We start from the raw sequence: 18,823 nt of genomic DNA on the forward strand, positions 1-18,823 counted from the left end.
TTAAATTTGCGTTGCCGCGCTCAGAGACGGGGCAGGGGATTGCTGGCTTTGTTGTAGGCTTTCCAGTCGGTGATCTCGGGGTAGTACATCTCGCGCCATTTGCGCACGCGGGGGTTCATGATGCGCCGCCACAGCGGGGGGACCATCGCGGCCATCGTCATCACCGGATAGCCATAGGGCAGCTGCGGCGCGTCGCCCGGGCCATAGGTCTGCAAGACCGGGAAGCGCCGGTCGGGTTTGTAGTGGTGATCGGAATGGCGTTGCAGGTTGATCAACAGCCAGTTCGACGCTTTATGCGCCGCGTTCCAAGAATGGCGCGGCTGGACATGTTCGTATTTGGCCCCACCCAGATGTTTGCGCGTCAGCCCGTAGTGTTCGATGTAATTGACCAGCTCCAACTGCCAGATCGCGACCCCGGCCTGCACGAGGAAGAGGCCCAGACCGCTCCACCCGCCCAAGACCAGCGCCAGCAGCAAAAAACCGGCCTGTAGCGCCCAGTATTTGAAGAAGGGATTGCCCGGATCGGTCCACGGCAGCCCCTTGCGCGCCAGCATGTTCTTTTCCGCATGAAAGGCCGAGGTGAGCGACTCCCGCAGCACGCGGGGATAGAAGCGGTGGAACCCTTCGTTATAGCGCGCGGTCACCGTGTCGCGCGGGGTGCCGACATGGCGGTGGTGCACCAGCAAGTGCTCGGATCGGAAATGCGAATAGAGCACCATGGCCAGCAGGATATCCGCCAGCCGCCGTTCGGTCCTGTTCCGCTGGTGCATCAATTCATGGCTGTAGTTAATCCCGATGGTGCCGGTGATGACGCCCACGCCGAAGAACAGGAAAATACGCTCTGCCGTGTCCAGATGCGCGGCCCGCGTGGCGTAATAGATCAGACCAAAGACGGTCAGGAATTGCAGCGGTGCCCAGATCAGTGTGACAAGGCGATACCAATAGAGATCGTCCTCGGTTGCTTCCAGATCAGCGTTGTCGAGGTTCAGCCCCAGCACCGCGTCGAGCATCGAAAACAGATACCACGTCACCAGCGGCAGGAGCGCGATGGTCCAGCCGCCCTGCGCCGCACAAAACCACGCCAGCGGGATCAGCAGCAGCGACAGCCAAAACGGCAAGGCGCGGCTGATGCGGGCAAGGTCTTGTGGGGCGATGATGCGGTTCGGCATGGGGCACCTCATTGTTGCGCGCCAGATATACCGCAGATCGCCGGGGGTACAAAGCCTGACGCGGCGCTAGCGGGCCAGATCAAAAGCCTTGCGCATCACGGTGGGCAGATCGCTGGGGCTGAACTGGTTCTGGCCGATGAATTCACCGTATTCAGGCGCGGCATCATGGCTGACACGCGCGTGCTGCACGGTCAACATCAGGTGAAAATGGGTAAAGGTATGGCGTACCTCGCCGGGCAGGGGCTGCCAATCGGCCGTTAGCGGCGGCGTCCCTTCGGGGCGCGGCTCTGCCGTATCGATCCAGTCAGAACCGGGCCAACCAAGCATCCCGCCAAGCAGCCCTTTGTCGGGCCGTGTTTCAAGCAGCCACGCGCCATCCTCGCGTTGCGCCAGATAGACGGTGCCGTGGCGGATGGGTTTCGGCTTTTTCGGGGTCTTCTTTGGCAAAAGCGCCGCCGTGCCTTCTGCCCGCGCGACGCAGGGTTCGCGCCACGGGCAGATGCCACAGGCAGGGGACTTCGGCGTGCAGATTGTAGCGCCCAGATCCATCACGGCTTGGGCATAGTCTCCGGGCCGGTCATGCGGGGTCAGCGTGACGGCCCGCGCCATCAATTCGGGCTTGGCGGCGGGGAGGGGGGTGTGGATGTCATAAACCCGCGCCATCACCCGCTCGACATTGCCATCAAGCACCGCATGGGGCAGATCGAACGCGATGGAGGAGATCGCCGCCGCCGTATAGGGCCCGATCCCCGGCAGTTTCAGCAGCGCATCATGATCCGCCGGGAAGCTGCCGCCATGCTCTGCCACCACCGCACGCGCGCATTTCAACAGGTTGCGGGCGCGGGCATAATAGCCGAGCCCCGCCCATTCAGCCATCACATCCGCGTCTTCCGCCGCGGCAAGGGCCGCCACATCCGGCCAGCGGGCGGTGAACCGCGCGAAATAGTCCTTTACCGTGGCCACGGTGGTCTGCTGCAACATGACCTCGCTCAGCCAGATGCGGTAGGGGTCGGGCGTTACCCCGGCCATCCGCTCATGCGGCGGCACCCGCCACGGCAGGGCGCGGGCGTGGGTGTCGTACCATTCCAGCAGGATCGGCGGCAGCTTGCTGACGGATGTCTTCTCACGCAATGTTTAGGCCTTTCCACGGGGCAGGGGCTGGTGACGCTGGGGCAAATGGTTATGTATGTCAGTACATTCGGGAAACAAAGCCATGCCGCCACGTCGTACGACTACAAAAGGGTTTAAACGCACCGATAGCCTGCTCTCGCAGCAGATTCGCAAGGCGAGCGAGACCCGTGGCTTTGCCCAATCGCGTCTGTTGACCCATTGGACCGAAATCGTGGGCGAGGCGACCGCCGCCATCTCACGCCCGGTTGAGGTAAGCTATGGCCGCAAGGAGGGTATCGGCGCCACGCTGACCTTGCTGACCACCGGGGCCAATGCGCCCATGCTGGAGATGCAGAAAGAGCAACTGCGCGCGCGGGTCAACGCGGTCTATGGCTATAACGCCATCGCGCGGGTGCGGATCACCCAGACGGCGGCGACCGGTTTTGCCGAAGGGCAGGTGGCGTTTGACCATAAACCCAAGGCCGAAAAACCCAGCCCGACCCCCGCGCTGCAACGCAAAGCAGCCGAAGCCGCTCAGCCTGTGACCGACGAGGGGCTGCGCGAAGCCCTTGCACGTCTGGGCGAGAACATATTGAACAAGAACCAAAGCTGACCACCTAAAGCTGACGTAACAGACAAAGGAACATCTCATGAATCGCAGAAACGTAATCCTTGGCGGTCTCGCCACACTCGGCGTCGGTGGCTGGTTTGCCGCGAGCAGCTTCGGCTCCTCTCCCCTCGGCAGCACTGCGCTGACACCTTTTGTTGGTGCCGCGAATGCCCAGACGACTGAAGGCGATGTGGATACCTCAGGCATCACCGAGATGGTCATGGGTGACGAAAACGCGCCGGTCACGATGATCGAATACGCGTCTTTCACCTGCCCGCACTGCGCGACCTTCCACAACGACACCTTCAAAAAGCTGAAGGCTGATTACATCGACAGCGGCAAAGTGAAGTTTATCTACCGTGAAGTCTTTTTCGACCGCTATGGCCTCTGGGCCTCCATGGTGGCGCGCTGCGGTGGGCAAGAGAAATTTTTTGGCATCGCTGACCTGATCTACAAATCGCAAAGCGAGTGGACCCGCGCGGGCGAGCCTGCGGCCATCGTCGACGAGCTGCGCAAGATTGGCCGTCTGGCTGGCCTTGATAACGAGACGTTGGACGAATGCCTGAAAGACGGTGCCAAAGCCGAGGCGCTGGTGGCATGGTACACCGAGAACTCCAAAGAGGATGACATCTCTAGCACGCCGAGCTTTGTCATCGACGGCAAGAAACATTCGAACATGTCCTATGCCGACATGAAGGAAATCCTCGACGACGCGCTGGCTGGCTAATGACCGCACCGCTTGCAGGACTGAAAGTCGTCGAATTGGCGCGTGTTCTGGCCGGCCCTTGGGCCGGTCAGACACTGTCGGACCTCGGATGTGAGGTGATCAAGGTGGAAAGCCCGGCGGGGGATGATACCCGCCAATGGGGCCCGCCCTTTGTGACCCGTGACGAGGATGTGACCGCTTCCTATTTCCACTCGACGAACCGGGGCAAAGCCTCTGTCATCGTGGATTTCCGGACCGAGGAAGGTCAGGCGCAGGTCAAGGAACTCTTGGCCGACGCGGATATTCTGATCGAGAATTTCAAGACTGGCGGATTGGCGAAATACGGGTTGGACTATGCCAGCCTGTCTGCGCAGTTCCCCAAGCTGATCTATTGTTCGATCACGGGTTTCGGCCATACCGGGCCTTATGCCCATCGCGCGGGCTATGATTTCATCATCCAAGGCATGTCGGGCCTGATGTCGATCACTGGCGAACCGGACGGCCAGCCGCAGAAATCCGGCATGGCGATCACCGATATCTTCACCGGGGTCTATGCCAGCACCGCGATTTTGGCCGCCGTGCATCAGCGTCATCAGACGGGCGTGGGGCAACATATCGACATGGCGCTTTTGGATTGTGCCGTGGCGATCACCGGCAATCAGGCGATGAACTATTTGACCACCGGCAAGGCGCCGACACGGATGGGCAACGCGCATCCGAACCTGACGCCCTATGAGGTGTTTGAGTGTTCCGACGGGCATCTCATCATCGCCACGGGCAATGACGGGCAATATCAGCGCCTGTGTCAATTGCTGGGCCTCGATGACATGGCCACCGCGCCGGAGTACCTCAAGAACGCCGACCGGGTCGCCAACCGGCCCGAGATGATCCGCCGCCTGACCGGGGCAACCCGTCTGCGCAGCCGTGATGATCTGCTGGCCGCCTGTGAGGCGCATGGCGTGCCTGCCGGGCCGATCAACGATATGTCCGATGTCATGGCCGATCCGCAGGTCGTCGCGCGGGGCATGCAGATCGAGCTTGATGGCGTGCCGGGGCTGCGGTCGCCCTTCACCTTTTCGGGGGCCGAGCTTTCACTGCACCGCCCGGCACCGAAACTGGGCGAAGACAACAAAGACTAGGGCGGTGGCAGCCTGTCCAACGCTGCATGCAGCGCGTTGCCTTCGGGCAGGGACAGGCGCACCGGCAGGGTCAGCACCTTTGCGCGGAACTCCATCGGCAGGCGCACGGCGTCTTTCTCGGTAGTGACAAGCTGCGCGTCGCGCATCGCGGCCTCGGTCTCTAGTCGCAGCATCAGCCGTGGCGTCAGCGGCTGGTGATCCTCCAACGCCTCGGCGTGGAGGATCGTCGCCCCCAGCCCGCGCAGCGTGGCGAAGAACTTCTCAGGGTGGCCGATGCCTGCAAAGGCGAGCACTTGGGAATCCGACCAATCCATCCCGGTTTGCAGGGGCGCGAGTTCGGCGCGTGCATGGGGCAGATCGGTGTTCGGTAGCCCTGCCGCAAAACGGGTTTGCGCCGCTTCATCCCCGATGGAGAGCAGCAGGTCAGCCCGCGCCAGCCCCGCCGCGACAGGCTCGCGCAGCGGCCCGGCGGGCAGGCACAGGCCGTTACCGAAACCTTTGACCGCGTCCACCACGACGATGCTCAGATCCTGCGCCAAAGCGGGGTTCTGAAAGCCGTCATCCAGCACCACGACAGTGGCGCCCGAAGCCTCTGCCGCCTGCGCCCCCGCGGCACGATCACGGGCGACCCAGACATCCGCGAATGCGGCCAGTAGCAGCGGCTCGTCGCCCACCTCGCCCGCGCTGTGCTGCGCAGGATCCACCCGCACCGGGCCTTCCAGCGTGCCGCCATAGCCGCGTGAGACGACATGGGGGCGGTGGCCGCGCTCTAGCAGATATTGCAGCACCGCCATCACCGTGGGCGTCTTGCCGGTGCCGCCTGCATTGATGTTGCCGACGCAGATCACCGGAATACCCATGCGCAGTGGTGTGCCGCTGGCCAGCCGCCGCGCGGTGGCATTGGCGTAAAGCACGCCCAGTGGTTGCAGCAACCGTGCACGCCAATCGGGTCGGGGCTGATGCCAGAAATCAGGCGCGCGCATTTGAGGCTCCCGCATGGTCGTCGAGGCTGTCTTGGATCAATTCGATCACCCTATCGGCCAGTTCGGCCCCTTCGCTGATCACATCCCAGCCCGCATGAGCCATGGTCGCCGCCTGATCCGGCGCAATCAACCGCGAGACCGCATTGCCAAGCGCACCTGCGTCATTGACGATCCGCGCCGCGCCTGCCGTGGCAAGCCGCCCGTAGGAGGGCAGATAGTTACGCACTTTGGGACCATAGAGCACCGCGGACCCAAGCGCCGACGCCTCGAACGGGTCGCAACCGCCATGGCCAGACACCAGCGAAGACCCGAGGAACGACACCGGGGCCACACGGAAAAACAGCCCCCGGTCGCCGGGATCATCGGCCACCATGACCTGCGTCGTCTCATCGGGGTAGGGATCATCTCCCCACCGCATCGCGGTGAACCCACGCGCGCGGGCACGTTCATAAGCAATGTCGGCGGTAGGGTAGTCATGGGTGTGCAGGATCAGCAGCAAGCGGTGCGACAGGCGCAGCGCTTGGCGGTGAGCGGTCAGCACGACGGGTATCTCTTCGGGCAGGATCTGCGTGGCATACCAGACCGGGCGACCGACAAGGCAAGCCGACATATCCGCCAGGTCCGAATCCGCGCAGCGCAGCGCTTGGCCGCCCGTCAGCAGCGGCGAAGTCACCTCTCCCTTGCTGCGCGGCAGGCCCAGTTGCACCAGACGGCGCAGCACTGCCGGAGAGCGGGTGAGCACCTGATCGAAGGCGGACAACAGCTGTCGGGTCACATCGGGCATCCAGCGGTCCCGGCGGCCATCGAAGCCAGCGCTGTCGGCGTCGATCATCATCATCGGGCAGCCGCGTGCCGCGGTTTCCAACACCAGATTGGGCCTCAGCCCACCCCATGTCCATAGGCAAAAGCCGGGGCGCCAATGGTCAAGGAACCGCGCGATATTTTCGGGATGTTCGCTGGGGGCGGGAAGGATGAAAAGATCGCGGGTGTCGGTCGGCGGGAGGTCTTGGGTGGCCGCGCTCTCCGAAAGGGTCACCAGCACCGCGACGCGGTCGCGCATCGCCATCAGACGTTTGGCAAGGTCGAGCACGGCCAAGACATTGCCCGCCTCGGCGGCATGCATCCAAACCAGCTCACCCTCGGGGCGCGCGGCATAGGGCGCTGCGTCTTCGGCCCCGCCCCGGCGCACAAGGGCGCGATAGGCTGCAAGCCCCAGCGACCGCGCCGCCATGGTGGTTTATTCCAGCTCTTCGGTGGGCGAGGCCGAGGTCTCTTCGTCGCGCAGGCGGTGCAGATGCGCGATGAAATAGCGCATATGCGCGTTATCCACGGTCCGGTGCGCTTCGGATTTCCATGCGTCATAGGCGCTGGCGTAGTTGGGGAAGATCCCGACGATATGGATGTCGTCGACGTTCTTGAAAGCGTTCTTGGTCGGATCGACAAGTTCGCCACCGAAAACAAGGTGCAGGCGTTGGGTCATGGAGCTGTCCTTTGATCTGTCAAAGCTGCGGTGCTGCGCATAGTGCCTAGCAGATGGGGCCGGTCACGCAAGGGCGTCGATCAGCGCGCGCTGCACCATTGGGCCGCCCGCGACGATGCCATCCACGCGCGGGTCGGGGTTGTTGAACCTGAGCGGCGCGCCGGTGGCGGTTGTACAGGTGCCGCCCGCCTCGGCCACGATCAACGTGCCTGCGGCGATGTCCCATTCCCACGTGCGGCGCAGGGTGATCATCGCGTCAAACGACGCATCGGCCACCAAAGCCATCCGGTATGCGAGCGAGGGACGGTAGCTGCGTTTGAACACAGGCGGTGCGCCGCCGTGCCAGCGTTCTGCCACCAGCGCGGGCCGCGCGGCGAGGACGGTCGCCTCGGCCAGATCGCCGACCTCGGAGGTGCGGATCGGCGTGCCGTTCAGCGTGGCCCCACCGCCCCGGCTGGCAGCGTAGAGCATGTCGCGCATCGGCAGGTAGACCACTGCCGCCGTAACCTCGCCCGCCTCGGCCACCGCCAGTGAATGCGCCCATGTGTCAGAGCCTTCGACAAAGCTGCGGGTGCCGTCGATCGGATCGATGATAAAGACCCGTTCATGCCCCAGTCGGTCGGTATTGTCCTCAGTCTCCTCCGAGAGCCAGCCATAGCCGGGCCGTGCGCCGCGCAGTTCCGCCAGCAGCAGGTCATTCACCGCCAGATCGGCCTCGGTCACCGGGCCTGCGTTGTCGGGCTTGTCCCAGCGTTTTGCCGTGGCCCCGACAAAGCCGCGCGCGACCGCACCTGCCTTAAGGGCGGCGTCGATCAAAAGGGAGAGGTCGTCCTCAGGCACCGGCAAGGGTCATTCCCGGTACCAGCAGAGAGGGCACAACACGGCTGAGATGTCTGCGGGCATCATTGGCGGGGATCATCGCCCGCAGCATGTCGCGCAGATTGCCCGCGATGGTGCATTCGTTGATTGCATGGGTGATCTCACCATTCTCGACCCAAAAGCCCGAAGCTCCGCGCGAATAGTCGCCCGTATTGGGGTTGATCGTGCTGCCGATCATCGAGGTCACCAAAAGCCCGGTGCCCATCTCAGCGATCAGATCGTCGCGGCTGGCCTGCCCTTGGGTCAGCGCGATGTTCCAGTTCGACGGCTGCGGGCCCGAGCCGGGGCCCCGCGCGGCGTTGCCGGTGGGGGTAAGCTCCAGCTTGCGGGCCGTGGCAAGGTCGAGCGTCCAGCCTTGCAGGATGCCTTTTTCAACGATGGCGCGTTGCTGGGTCGGCAACCCTTCGGCATCGAAAGGACGTGAGCCGGTGGCACGGATGCGGGACGGGTCTTCGATCAGGGACAGATCTTCGGGCAGCACCTGCTCATCCATCGCATCGCGCAGGAAGGACGCCCCGCGCGAAATCGCCTGACCGTTGATCGCGCCCAGCAGATGCCCGATCAGCGAGGCGGCGATGCGTTCGTCAAACAGCACCGGATAGCTGCCGGTGGGCGGCTTGCGGGCATCGAGCCGCGCCAGCGCGCGTTCGCCCGCGCGGGTGCCGATCTCTTGCGCGTCGCGCAGGTCGGCCTGAAAGATGCGGCTGTCGCCGTCGTAGTCCCGCTCCATCCCCGTGCCGCTGCCCGCGATGGCGACGCAGGACAGCCCGCGTTCACTGCGGGCATAGCCGCCCTCAAACCCATTGGTCGCGGCGAGGTAGATTTCCTGTGCGCCATAGCCAGCGCCTGCGGATTGCACTTGGCTCACCCCTTTGACGGCCAGCGCGGCGGCTTCGGCGCGGGCAGCGTCATCTTGCAGGGCTTCGGGGGAAGGCTCTGGCGCGGGGTCGCAAAGCTCTAGCCCTTCCGCATCGCGGCGGGCAGAGAGTTGAGCGGGATCGGCCAGCCCCGCATAGGGGTCTTCGGGTGCTTCGCGGGCCATGGCGACGGCGCGTTCGGCCATTTCCTCAATCGTGCGCGCGGAGGTGTCTGAGGCCGAGACATTGGCCGAGCGTTGCCCGACAAAGACCCGCAACCCGATGTCGGTCCCTTCCGAACGTTCGGCCTGTTCCAGTGCCCCGCCACGCACTTCGATCGAGACGGAGCTTGCCGTGATCGCCATGGCATCGGCCGCATCCGCACCGGCCTTGGTGGCCGCCTGAAGGAGGGACTTGGTCAATGCATCAAGGGCGTCTGGCATGGTCTGGCTCCTTTTGGGGTTGGAAAAGGGGTAATCCCCCGCCCCAAGAGGGGCAAGGGCCGCGCTGTATTTTCCCACGCGGAAAGGGCGCGGACCAAGACCGCGCCGGTTGTTATTTGATCTGCTGACCGTTGGCGAGGATGCCGCCCTCTTCGGTGAACTCGATTCTGGAGGTCAGGGAGTCTTCGCCCTCGCCCGGGACGGTAAAGAGCCCCATCATCATCCGCGCGCCCAGTGCCTGCTCCTGTGGGATCAGCCCCATGGTCACCAATTTGTCGAGCAAGGCCACGCCGCCAACCAACGACAGGTCCAGCGCGCCGACGGGCTTTGGCATGCCGGGCACGGTTTGCATATCGTCGTTGTCAAAGGTGATCGCGCCTGTGGCATCGAACTCTGCCCCCGCCACGTCAAGTGACACTTCATTCACGTTCAATTCGTGAATTTCGCCCGGTGCCTCATCGCCCATGGTGGCGGTGACTTCGGGGTCCATCAGTTCAAACAGCAGCTTGGCCTTGCCCGACAGGTCCACGACCAAAGTTGCCGGGTCGCGAGGCAATTGGCCGGTGGGGTCAAAGATGCCCCAGATCATGTCCGACATCTTGAAGCTGTCGAGCTTGACGCCAAAGGCAAAGTCCTGCGGCTCCTCGGACTTCATCACCGGCATTTTCAGATTAAACGCACTTTCCGCCATGCTGAACTGGATCGGGAAGGGCATGTCGGCGGCGGTGACGCTGACTTCGATGTTCTGCTGGCCACCGTCATAGGAAAGCCCCTCTGGGCCCATGGCAACGCCCAGCTTCGCCCCGGTTGAGCTTGAGGCCAGCTGAAATTCCCCATTTTCGGGGTCAGAGACTTGCATGTCGGTGCGGCCTGCGCCAGCGGTAAAACTGCCGCCAAAGGTCAGACCTTCGCGCATCATCGCAGCCACGTCGGCGCCTGCGTCGATCATCGGCAGCGTGCCGCTGCCATCAAAGACCACTTGATCCACGCCGCCCTTCACGGCAACACGGGCAGGGTCCTCGGGGGTTTTCATCACCACGTCATATTGCAGGTTGTCGATGCGGCCCGACTGGTCGTAGCGGCGCGTATCGGTCCCGGTCATTTCGGTCCGGCTGCTGACGCCGCTGCCGGTCAGGGTGAATTTGGCTTCTTCTTCGGTATAGCTTTCTTCGCCAACCTTGAGCCCCGCAAGCGTGAGCGAGATGCTGTCGGCGGCATAGTCATACTGCAGCGCCTCCGCGCTGCCGCTGGCGCGCATCACCGGGGCGGTCTGGGCGTAGTTCAACACCATCGACACCGGTTCATCCTCGGGTGTTTCGGGCGCGACGTTGATCGTCATCGGCATGACATTGGGCATGCGGATATTGACCGCGCCGTCACCTTCCGGCTCGAAACGCAGCGTGCCGAGCGACAGGGAAAAATCGCCACCCTCTTCGGCCATGTCCATCTTCAGGGTCACATCGCTGACGGTTAGGTCCGCGCCGTCAAAGGCTTCGCTCGCTTCAACCTGATAGCCCATGCTCTGCATATACTGGCGCCAATCGCCCCAGACTTCGGCAGGGGTTAGGTCGGCCCAGAGGGGCGTCGAGGCCAGCGTGACCGGCAGGGCGAGAAGCAGCGACGCTGTGGGGATGCGAGACATCGGAAAATCCTTTTCGGCAATGAGTTGTGCATAGGGTCTGCCAATCCCCGCGCAGGGTCAAGCGACGCGAGGCTGGACCCGGGTTGATCGGCAGATTACCACAGCCTCCAAGCAATGTACAAAATTAGCGGAAGGATCACCCCATGGACATGACAGGCAAGACGATCATGATTACCGGTGCCAGCCGGGGCATCGGCGCCGCCGCCGCGCGGGTTTTCGCCGAGGCAGGCGCCAATGTCGCCCTGTTGGCGCGCAGTCAGGATGCCATCGCCGAATTGGCCGGAGAGTTGGGCAATCGCGCCATCGCCATCCCCTGCGATGTGACCCGCTATAACGAAATGACCTCGGCGGTTGAGACCACGCGCCGGGCGTTTGGCGGGCTGGACGTGCTGATCAACAATGCAGGCGTGATCGATCCGATCTCGCTCATGGCGGAGGCCGATCCGACGGATTGGGCCAAGGCGATCAACATCAACGTGACGGGCGTCTTTCACGGCATGCGCGCGGCTCTGCCACTGATGAAGGAAAACGGCGGCGGCTCGGTGCTGACGATCTCTTCGGGCGCGGCGCATAGCCCGGTCGAGGCATGGAGCCACTACTGCGCGTCCAAGGCGGCGGCGAATATGCTGACCCAGTGTTTGCACCACGAAGAGGGCGGCAACGGCATCCGCGCCATCGGCCTGTCTCCCGGCACCGTGGCCACCGACATGCAGCGCGACATCAAGGACAGCGGCGTGAACCCGGTTAGCCAGTTGGATTGGGACGTGCATATCCCCGCCGATTGGCCCGCCCGCGCGCTGCTGTGGATGTGCGGCCCGGAGGCGGATCGTTTCTTGGGTGATGAGATTTCCCTGCGCGACGAAGGCATCCGCAAGGCGGTGGGCCTGATATGATCGAGCTTGACCGCGCGGGCGACATCTGGACCGTCAGGATCAACCGCCCCGACAAGGCCAATTCCCTGACGCATGCCATGCTGGTCGAACTGGCCGATATCATGGAGGACGCACAGGCCGCCCGCGCGGTGATCCTGACCGGTCGCGGCAAGGTGTTCAGCGCGGGGGCCGATCTTGACGAAGCCCGCGCGGGACTGGCGAAATCGGATGTTTGGGAGCGTCTGTCGGGCGCAGTGGCTGCCCTGCCGGGGCTGAGCATTGCCGCGCTCAACGGCACGCTGGCGGGCGGTGCGATGGGCATGGCGCTGGCCTGTGATCTGCGCATCGCCGTGCCGGGGGCAAAGTTCTTCTATCCGGTGATGAAGCTCGGATTTCTGCCGCAGCCCTCGGACCCGGCGCGGATGGCGGCGCTGATTGGCCCTGCGCGGACCAAGCTTTTGCTGATGGGCGGGCAGAAGATCACGGCGGAGGAGGCGCTGACCTTTGGCTTGATCGACCGCCTTGTCGAGGCGGAAGAACTGCAGGAACACGTGCTGGCGCTGGCCGCCGATACGCTGGCTGCGCGGCCCGAAATCGCCAGTAGCATCAAGCAGATGTGCGGCTCTGGCGGGGTCTGACCGCTAACGTTTGCGCGTGCCGCCCGGGACTTTAGAGCGAAAACCGGGCGGGCGTTTCGCCACCCATGCGGCGAATTTGGCCAGCCTCGGATGGCTGCGCAGCGCTTCGGGCGTGTTGTAGTGCCGCGCCAGTTCGGTCTCGGTCAGGGCGGCGTGTACCTCGCGGTGGCAAATGTGGTGCATCAGCACCGTCGGGCCCCCCTTGCCGCCGCGCAGCTTGGGGATCAGATGATGCAGGCTCTGTGGCACATCCCGAGGAATAGGCCGGTGGCAGAGCGGGCAATCTGGCAAGTCCTCGCCTTCGGTCACGGTCCTCCCTTTCGCTTGCATTGCAGGGCCACGGCAGGCAAGAGGATGTGTCAAATCCTCCCCAAGGCAAGGACAGGCCAATGGCTTCCCCGTCAGAAAATCAGACCGAAGGGCGCGCCGCGTGACCCGGGCCTTGGTCATCGGGGGCGGCCCCGCAGGGCTGATGGCGGCCGAAGTCATGGCGCAGGCGGGGCTGTCGGTCACGCTTTGCGAGGCGAAGCCCTCGGTCGGGCGCAAGTTCTTGATGGCGGGCAAATCCGGGTTGAACCTGACCAAGTCCGAACCGTTCGCGCCCTTTCTCGCCGCCTATGAAGAGGCGCAGACCGCCTTGCGCCCGATGCTGGAAGCCTTCGATGCCCAAGCGGTGCAGGACTGGGCCGAAGGATTGGGGCAAGAGGTCTTTACCGGCTCCACCGGACGGGTTTTCCCCCGTGCGATGAAGGCCTCTCCGCTGCTGCGGGCTTGGCTTGCGCGGCTGGCGGACTGCGGGGTGACGATCAACACCCGCTGGCAGTGGCAGGGGTGGGACGGGGATGCATTCGCTTTCGATACGCCGGGGGGGCGGGAAGTGGTCGAGGCCGATGTGACGGTGCTGGCCCTTGGCGGTGCAAGTTGGCGGCGGCTTGGCGCGACCGGGGCATGGGCGCCCCTGCTGGCCGAGCGCGGCGTGGCCCTGCGCGATTTCGCCCCGGCCAATGTCGGCCTGCTGGTCGATTGGTCGCCACATATGACACGACATTTCGGCGCGGCGCTCAAGGGTGTGGCATGGCGCGCTGGCCCCTACACCTCACGTGGGGAGGCGGTGATCTCGGCCCGTGGGCTGGAGGGCGGGGGCATTTACAGCGTCTCTCGCGGGCTGCGCGAAGGGCAGGGGCTGTCGCTTGATCTGCTGCCGGACTTGCAGGCCCGCGATGTCGCGGCACGTTTGGCGAAGCCACGCGGCAAGGACAGTCAGGCCAACCATCTGCGCAAGCGGCTGAAGCTGACCCCCGCTCAGATCGCGCTGCTGCAAGAGATGGCGCGCCCGCTGCCGCAGGAGACCGAGGCGCTGGCCGCCTTGCTGAAAGACCTGCCCATCGCCCACGCCGGGCTGCGCCCGATGGTTGAGGCGATTTCGACGGCGGGGGGGATAGCGCTCGACGCGCTGGATGCGGGGCTGATGCTGCGCGAGGTGCCGGGCGTCTATGCCGCCGGGGAAATGCTGGATTGGGAAGCGCCTACGGGCGGCTATCTGATCAACGGTTGTCTGGCGACCGGCCATTGGGCGGGCCGCCATGCCGTGGAATGGGCGCGGCGTTAACCGTTTTCTTTGGCCATCGCCGCGACGAAAGCGGGGCGTTCGCGCAGGGATTTCGCCCAGAGGTTCAGTTTGTCATCCACACGCGGGAATTTCGCGCCGATGGACCAGTTGATGCAATGCACCGCCAGCAGGTCGGGGACGGTGATCTGATCGCCCATCAGAAACGGCCCCTCCAGGCGGTCAGACAGGTTTTTGGCCGCACGTTCGAACTCGGCCTTGAGGCTGTCTTTGATTGCGGGCACGCGCGCTTCTTCGGGGAAAATGAAACTGTGTTTTGCCGCCGCCCAGAGGATCGCGTCGAACTCGTCGATCAGCCAAAAGGTCAATGCGTCCTGCCGCGCGCGTTCGGGCGTGCCTGCAGGGGCGGTCAGCGCGCCGTGCTTGTCGGCCAGATAGGTCATGATCGCGAGGGAATCGGTCAGTACCTCATCGCCGTCCACAAGCGCGGGGATCTTGCCCGAAGGGTTGTATTTGCGCGCCTCTTCCGAGCGGGGCGCGGCGGGGTTCAACGTGTAGGGCTGGCCCAATTCTTCGAGCATCCACATGACGCGAAACGCCCGCGATTTGGTGCCGCCGATGACTGTATACATTGAATTTCCTCTCCCAAAATCAACGTTGTGCGCCCAGCATCGCCAGACGGATAAAGGCCCGCTCGACCAAAGCCAGCGCCGGGGCGTGCTGCCCGGCAGAGCGCAGCTTGAGGTCGGTTTCGGTCAGCACCGCAAGCGCGGTTTCCAGCTTCACCGCGCCCCAGTTGCGCGCCTGCCGCATCGCGCGGTCGCGGTCGCGCACGCCATAGATCGGCGCGCCGGGGTTGGCGGCGATGCGGTAGAGGGTGCGGAAATGCCGGGTCGCCATGATCGTCAGCGTTACCGGGTTCACGCCTTGGCCTTGCAGCTTGCTCATCACTGGGCCGATTTCGGCGGCGCGGGTCTCGGCCACCACATGCAGGATGTCGTCGACTTCGGCCTCGGTCGAGGTGGGGGCGCAGGCGGCGATGTCATCCAGTCCAATGGGGGTGCTGTCGCCCAGTTTGTAGAGCGTGATCTTCTCTAGCGTTTGGCGAAAATCACCCGGATCAAGCGTGCGGGCCAGATCGCTGAGTGCGGCCATCGCATCGGCCTCAGGCGTGAGGCCCGCATCCTTTAGCATCTGCTCGATCTCGGCCCGGTCGGGCGGGTTGTCGTAGATCGGGGTGGCGTAGGCGTTTGGGTGTGCCTCAAAGGCTTTGAGCACCTTGGAGGTCTTCTTCAGATCGCCCGCCGTGACGATGATCTGCGCGTCGCCGGGCTGCCAGTCTTTCAGCGCGTCGAGCAGGATTTTGGCAATGTTGTCGTTCGCCTCTTCCACCAGCGCGGCGCGTGGTCCGGGGAAAAAGCCCACTGCTTTGATTGCATCGAGCAGCATCGCCGGATCGCGGCGCAATTCACCTGCTGGCATCCGGCTGAGGCGCATTTCCTCTTCGGCATTGGGGCCGAGCAGGTTTTTCAGGAATTCCTGCCGTTTCAAGGCCACGCGCATGGCATCGCTGCCGTAGATCAAAAGCCCTGTCCGCGCGGGATCAGGCCGCGCGAAATAGGGCTTGGCGTCGCGCGGGGTGAGCTTCATTGCGGCAGGTCAGCTGCGTAAAGACGGCTCACGACGAGGTCAGCCAGAATCACCATCAGGCGCTCCTGCGCGTCCAACTCGGCGGCGCGGGTGGCGACGGTGGTGCCGGTGGCGGAATAGCCGGTGAAGCTTTCGACCCTGCCCGAGGTCACGATCTGTCCGCTGTCGAGATCGCGCAGCGCGTAGGCGGTGGTGCCAAGCAGGTTATAGCGCCGGGTGTTGCCTTCGCTGTCGATGGCAAGCCCGTCTTCGGTTGTGGTGGTGGTCAGCGCCAGCCCCCAGCGGGGGGTGGCGGCACGGCCCAAGCGGGTTTCCACCTCGCGCACCAGAAAATAGCCAAAGCGATCTTCGGGCGCGTCGACCAGCACGCGGTTTTGCAGGGCCGTGCCCGCGCCGCCGGGGCCATAAACCGGCTCGAACCCGCAGGCGGCGAGCGCCAGCAGGGGCAGGGCCAGCAGGAAGCGGCGGCGCATATGGGCGGGCTTAGGCAACGACATTCACAATCCGTCCGGGCACGACGATGACCTTTTTCGGTGTGGTCCCGTCCAGCGTTCGAATGACAGCTTCATGCGCCAGCGCGATTTTTTCAACCTCTTCCTTGGGCATGTCGGCGGGCACCTGAATTTCCGCCCGACGTTTGCCGTTGATCTGGATCGGCAGGGTCACGGTGTCATCGACCAGCATCTTCTCGTCGGCCTTGGGCCATGGGGCCTTGGTGATCAGCCCTTCGCCGCCTTGATGCGCCCAGATGTCTTCCGACAGGTGCGGGGTCATCGGCGACATCAACTGCGCCAGTGTCATGATCGCTTCGCGTTGCGCGGCATAGCCTGCCTTGGATTTCTGCAAAGTGGCCGTGAAGGCGTAAAGCTTGGCGATCGCCGCGTTGAAGCCGAAGGATTCCACGCCCATTGTCACGTCATGGATCGTTTTGTGCAGGGCGCGCAGCAGATCATCATCGCCGGTGCCGGGCGCTTCGCGGTCCATTTCGCTCACGCGGTCGCAGATGTTCCACACGCGCGACAGGTGCTTGTAAGACGCCTCGGCACCGCTGGCGGTCCATTCCACGTCGCGTTCGGGGGGCGAATCGCTGAGCACGAACCAACGCGCGGTGTCGGCGCCGTAGTTCGAGATGATGTGCAGCGGGTCGACGACGTTTTTCTTGGACTTCGACATCTTGGCGGAAGGGATGATTTCAACCTCGGTGCCGTCGCTGAGTTTGCCGTCGGTCACCTCTTCGGGGAGGTGATAGACTGGGCGGCCATTACCGTCGCGGGTCTGGTAGATCTCATGCGTGACCATGCCTTGGGTGAAGAGCGCGTCGAAAGGCTCGGCCGCCCCTTCGGGCAGGTGGCCGGTGATCTGCATGGCGCGCGCAAAGAAGCGGGCATAAAGCAGGTGCAGAATCGCGTGCTCGATGCCGCCGATATATTGATCGACGTTCATCCAATATTGCGCGTCTTCCATGACGGTCGGCGTGTCCGCGCGCGGCGCGGTGAAGCGGGCGTAGTACCACGAGCTATCCACGAAAGTGTCCATCGTGTCGGTCTCGCGCAGGGCGTCCTTGCCACAGGCAGGACAGGCGCAGTTGCGCCATGTCGGGTGACGGTCGAGCGGGTTGCCGGGGGTGTCAAAGCTGACGTCATAGGGCAGCTCAACCGGCAGGTTCTCTTTCTTTTCGGGCACCACGCCGCAGTCGTCACAATGGACAACCGGGATCGGACAGCCCCAGTAGCGCTGGCGGCTCAGGCCCCAGTCGCGCAAGCGGTATTTGGTGACGCCTTGGCCGATGCCGTTTTCTTCACAAAAGGCGATGGCGGCATCGACGGCGTCTTCGCCGGTCTGCCATTGGTCGCCCGCAAAGCCACGGTTGTAGAACACCTTTTCCGATTTCTGCGGCACGAAAGCTTCGTCGAGCTTGGGCGAGGCATCTTCCGAGGGCAGGAAGGTCGAGATGATCGGCAGATCGTATTTGCTGGCAAAGTCGAAATCGCGCTGGTCGTGGCCCGGGCAGCCAAAGATCGCGCCGGTGCCGTAGTCCATCAGAATGAAGTTGGCGATATAGACGGGCAGTTCATGGGCCGTGTCAAAGGGATGGCGCACGCGGATGCCAGTGTCATAGCCCAGCTTCTCGGCGGTCTCGATCGCCTCTTCGGTGGTGCCGCCCTTGCGGCATTCAGCACAGAAGGCGGCGACGGCTTCGTCGTCCCGCTCCAGCGTTTTGGCCAGCGGGTGGTCGGGCGAAATGCCGACAAAAGACGCGCCCAGCAGCGTATCGGGGCGGGTGGTGTAGACTTCGATGCGGTCGAAACCTTCGGGCGCTTCGATGGTGGAGAAGGCAAACTGCAAGCCGCGCGATTTGCCGATCCAATTGGCCTGCATCAGTTTCACCTTGGCGGGCCAGTTGTCGAGGCTGTCGAGCGCCGAGAGCAGTTCCTCGGAGTGGTCCGAGATCTTGAAGAACCACTGCGTCAACTCGCGACGTTCCACCGGCGCGCCAGAGCGCCAGCCGCAGCCGTTTTCGACCTGCTCGTTGGCCAGCACGGTCATATCGACCGGGTCCCAGTTCACCACGGCGTTTTTGCGGTAGACCAGACCCTCTTTGAGGAAGTCCAAAAACAGCGCCTGCTGCTGGCCGTAGTAGCCGGGGTGACAGGTGGCGATCTCGCGCGACCAGTCGATCGAGAGGCCGAGCGGCTTCATCTGCTTTTTCATCTCGGCGATGTTGTCGTAGGTCCAATCCGCCGGGTGCCCGCCGATGGCCATGGCTGCGTTTTCGGCGGGCATGCCAAAGGCGTCCCAGCCCATCGGGTGCAGCACGTTATGCCCCGTCGCGATCTTGTAACGCGCGATTACGTCGCCCATCGTGTAGTTTCGCACATGGCCCATGTGGATGCGGCCCGACGGGTAGGGGAACATCTCAAGCACATAGTATTTCGGCTTGTCAGCGTTACGGACGGCCTGAAAGACGCCATCCTTTTCCCAGGCTTGCTGCCAGCGGGCTTCGATCTCGGCGGGGGTATAGCGGGGCATGACGGGGACCTTCGTGACATGAAAAACGCCGGGCTGCTGCTTTCACAA

General features: G+C 63.8%; 19 protein-coding genes. 6 read left to right on the plus strand and 13 right to left on the minus strand.

Annotation, left to right across the window (positions count from 1 at the left end; all coding sequences use genetic code 11):
* Positions 1–20: 20 nt before the first annotated feature.
* Both K3758_RS01835 and mutY read right to left on the minus strand, forming a co-directional pair.
* On the minus strand, positions 21–1,169 hold the full coding sequence (locus tag K3758_RS01835) for an alkane 1-monooxygenase (protein ID WP_259947175.1): 1,149 nt from the start codon (positions 1,167–1,169) through the stop codon (positions 21–23).
* A gap of 66 nt (positions 1,170–1,235) precedes the next feature.
* Complete coding sequence (gene mutY, locus K3758_RS01840) at positions 1,236–2,300, minus strand: A/G-specific adenine glycosylase (protein WP_259947177.1); 1,065 nt, start codon at positions 2,298–2,300, stop codon at positions 1,236–1,238.
* 82 nt (positions 2,301–2,382) lie between these two features.
* On the opposite strand from mutY, the gene K3758_RS01845 reads away from it, so the two are divergent.
* The 3 genes from K3758_RS01845 to K3758_RS01855 are packed head-to-tail and all read left to right on the plus strand — an operon-like array spanning position 2,383 to position 4,734.
* The gene (locus K3758_RS01845; RefSeq protein ID WP_259947179.1) at positions 2,383–2,892 is read left to right on the plus strand and encodes a DUF721 domain-containing protein; all 510 of its coding nucleotides are present in this window, start codon (positions 2,383–2,385) and stop codon (positions 2,890–2,892) included.
* Positions 2,893–2,929: 37 nt separating this feature from the next.
* Positions 2,930–3,616: a DsbA family protein gene (locus K3758_RS01850; protein WP_259947181.1), complete on the plus strand. Its 687-nt coding sequence runs from the start codon at positions 2,930–2,932 to the stop codon at positions 3,614–3,616.
* The gene (locus K3758_RS01855; protein WP_259947182.1) at positions 3,616–4,734 is read left to right on the plus strand and encodes a CaiB/BaiF CoA-transferase family protein; all 1,119 of its coding nucleotides are present in this window, start codon (positions 3,616–3,618) and stop codon (positions 4,732–4,734) included. The genes K3758_RS01850 and K3758_RS01855 overlap by 1 nt, the downstream gene beginning before the upstream one ends.
* Here K3758_RS01855 and lpxK read toward each other — a convergent pair.
* The 6 genes from lpxK to K3758_RS01885 all read right to left on the minus strand — a co-directional run bounded on the left by lpxK (position 4,731) and on the right by K3758_RS01885 (position 11,018).
* Positions 4,731–5,717, minus strand: a complete 987-nt coding sequence (lpxK, locus tag K3758_RS01860) for a tetraacyldisaccharide 4'-kinase (protein WP_259947183.1) — start codon at positions 5,715–5,717, stop codon at positions 4,731–4,733. The two genes, K3758_RS01855 and lpxK, sit on opposite strands and share 4 nt — an antisense overlap.
* Entirely contained in the window at positions 5,704–6,948 is a 1,245-nt protein-coding gene (locus K3758_RS01865) for a 3-deoxy-D-manno-octulosonic acid transferase (RefSeq protein ID WP_259947184.1), read from the minus strand. Before K3758_RS01865 ends, lpxK begins: the two co-directional genes overlap by 14 nt.
* A gap of 6 nt (positions 6,949–6,954) precedes the next feature.
* Positions 6,955–7,197: a DUF4170 domain-containing protein gene (locus K3758_RS01870; RefSeq protein ID WP_132444107.1), complete on the minus strand. Its 243-nt coding sequence runs from the start codon at positions 7,195–7,197 to the stop codon at positions 6,955–6,957.
* A gap of 63 nt (positions 7,198–7,260) precedes the next feature.
* The gene (locus tag K3758_RS01875) at positions 7,261–8,037 is read right to left on the minus strand and encodes a 3'(2'),5'-bisphosphate nucleotidase CysQ (RefSeq protein ID WP_259947185.1); all 777 of its coding nucleotides are present in this window, start codon (positions 8,035–8,037) and stop codon (positions 7,261–7,263) included.
* Positions 8,030–9,376: a TldD/PmbA family protein gene (locus K3758_RS01880; RefSeq protein WP_259947186.1), complete on the minus strand. Its 1,347-nt coding sequence runs from the start codon at positions 9,374–9,376 to the stop codon at positions 8,030–8,032. Before K3758_RS01880 ends, K3758_RS01875 begins: the two co-directional genes overlap by 8 nt.
* A gap of 112 nt (positions 9,377–9,488) precedes the next feature.
* A complete protein-coding gene (locus K3758_RS01885; RefSeq protein WP_259947187.1) occupies positions 9,489–11,018 on the minus strand; it encodes a DUF2125 domain-containing protein in 1,530 nt (509 codons plus the stop codon).
* Between the two features lie 143 nt (positions 11,019–11,161).
* On the opposite strand from K3758_RS01885, the gene K3758_RS01890 reads away from it, so the two are divergent.
* Complete coding sequence (locus tag K3758_RS01890; RefSeq protein ID WP_259947188.1) at positions 11,162–11,911, plus strand: SDR family oxidoreductase; 750 nt, start codon at positions 11,162–11,164, stop codon at positions 11,909–11,911.
* Positions 11,908–12,528: an enoyl-CoA hydratase/isomerase family protein gene (locus K3758_RS01895; RefSeq protein WP_259947190.1), complete on the plus strand. Its 621-nt coding sequence runs from the start codon at positions 11,908–11,910 to the stop codon at positions 12,526–12,528. Before K3758_RS01890 ends, K3758_RS01895 begins: the two co-directional genes overlap by 4 nt.
* Positions 12,529–12,531: 3 nt before the next feature.
* On the opposite strand, the gene K3758_RS01900 is transcribed toward K3758_RS01895, so the two are convergent.
* Positions 12,532–12,837, minus strand: coding sequence for an HNH endonuclease (locus tag K3758_RS01900; protein WP_259947192.1), 306 nt, complete (start codon positions 12,835–12,837; stop codon positions 12,532–12,534).
* A 121-nt stretch (positions 12,838–12,958) separates the two neighbouring features.
* Between K3758_RS01900 and K3758_RS01905 the strand changes: the two genes are divergently transcribed.
* Positions 12,959–14,137: a TIGR03862 family flavoprotein gene (locus tag K3758_RS01905; protein WP_259947195.1), complete on the plus strand. Its 1,179-nt coding sequence runs from the start codon at positions 12,959–12,961 to the stop codon at positions 14,135–14,137.
* Here the strand turns inward: K3758_RS01905 and K3758_RS01910 are convergent.
* Genes K3758_RS01910 through leuS form a run of 4 tightly spaced genes read right to left on the minus strand, consistent with a single transcriptional unit; the run spans position 14,134 to position 18,775 of the window.
* On the minus strand, positions 14,134–14,727 hold the full coding sequence (locus K3758_RS01910) for a glutathione S-transferase family protein (RefSeq protein WP_259947196.1): 594 nt from the start codon (positions 14,725–14,727) through the stop codon (positions 14,134–14,136). The two genes, K3758_RS01905 and K3758_RS01910, sit on opposite strands and share 4 nt — an antisense overlap.
* Positions 14,728–14,746: 19 nt before the next feature.
* The gene (holA, locus tag K3758_RS01915; RefSeq protein WP_259947198.1) at positions 14,747–15,745 is read right to left on the minus strand and encodes a DNA polymerase III subunit delta; all 999 of its coding nucleotides are present in this window, start codon (positions 15,743–15,745) and stop codon (positions 14,747–14,749) included.
* Positions 15,742–16,242 carry an LPS assembly lipoprotein LptE gene (lptE, locus tag K3758_RS01920; protein ID WP_259947200.1) on the minus strand — a complete coding sequence of 167 codons (501 nt, stop codon included), beginning with the start codon at positions 16,240–16,242 and terminating at the stop codon, positions 15,742–15,744. The genes holA and lptE overlap by 4 nt, the downstream gene beginning before the upstream one ends.
* Positions 16,229–18,775: a leucine--tRNA ligase gene (gene leuS / locus K3758_RS01925; RefSeq protein WP_259947202.1), complete on the minus strand. Its 2,547-nt coding sequence runs from the start codon at positions 18,773–18,775 to the stop codon at positions 16,229–16,231. Before leuS ends, lptE begins: the two co-directional genes overlap by 14 nt.
* Between the last annotated feature and the right edge of the window lie 48 nt (positions 18,776–18,823).

Source organism: Sulfitobacter sp. W002 (assembly GCF_025142135.1).
GTDB lineage: Bacteria > Pseudomonadota > Alphaproteobacteria > Rhodobacterales > Rhodobacteraceae > Sulfitobacter > Sulfitobacter profundi.

Coding starts and splice junctions, on each gene's coding strand:
- K3758_RS01835 (WP_259947175.1), bottom strand. CDS start 1,169: ATGCCGAACCGCATCATCGCCCCACAAGACCTTGCCCGCATCAGCCGC.
- K3758_RS01845 (WP_259947179.1), top strand. CDS start 2,383: ATGCCGCCACGTCGTACGACTACAAAAGGGTTTAAACGCACCGATAGC.
- K3758_RS01850 (WP_259947181.1), top strand. CDS start 2,930: ATGAATCGCAGAAACGTAATCCTTGGCGGTCTCGCCACACTCGGCGTC.
- K3758_RS01855 (WP_259947182.1), top strand. CDS start 3,616: ATGACCGCACCGCTTGCAGGACTGAAAGTCGTCGAATTGGCGCGTGTT.
- lpxK (WP_259947183.1), bottom strand. CDS start 5,717: ATGCGCGCGCCTGATTTCTGGCATCAGCCCCGACCCGATTGGCGTGCA.
- K3758_RS01865 (WP_259947184.1), bottom strand. CDS start 6,948: ATGGCGGCGCGGTCGCTGGGGCTTGCAGCCTATCGCGCCCTTGTGCGC.
- K3758_RS01870 (WP_132444107.1), bottom strand. CDS start 7,197: ATGACCCAACGCCTGCACCTTGTTTTCGGTGGCGAACTTGTCGATCCG.
- K3758_RS01880 (WP_259947186.1), bottom strand. CDS start 9,376: ATGCCAGACGCCCTTGATGCATTGACCAAGTCCCTCCTTCAGGCGGCC.
- K3758_RS01885 (WP_259947187.1), bottom strand. CDS start 11,018: ATGTCTCGCATCCCCACAGCGTCGCTGCTTCTCGCCCTGCCGGTCACG.
- K3758_RS01890 (WP_259947188.1), top strand. CDS start 11,162: ATGGACATGACAGGCAAGACGATCATGATTACCGGTGCCAGCCGGGGC.
- K3758_RS01895 (WP_259947190.1), top strand. CDS start 11,908: ATGATCGAGCTTGACCGCGCGGGCGACATCTGGACCGTCAGGATCAAC.
- K3758_RS01910 (WP_259947196.1), bottom strand. CDS start 14,727: ATGTATACAGTCATCGGCGGCACCAAATCGCGGGCGTTTCGCGTCATG.
- holA (WP_259947198.1), bottom strand. CDS start 15,745: ATGAAGCTCACCCCGCGCGACGCCAAGCCCTATTTCGCGCGGCCTGAT.
- lptE (WP_259947200.1), bottom strand. CDS start 16,242: ATGTCGTTGCCTAAGCCCGCCCATATGCGCCGCCGCTTCCTGCTGGCC.
- leuS (WP_259947202.1), bottom strand. CDS start 18,775: ATGCCCCGCTATACCCCCGCCGAGATCGAAGCCCGCTGGCAGCAAGCC.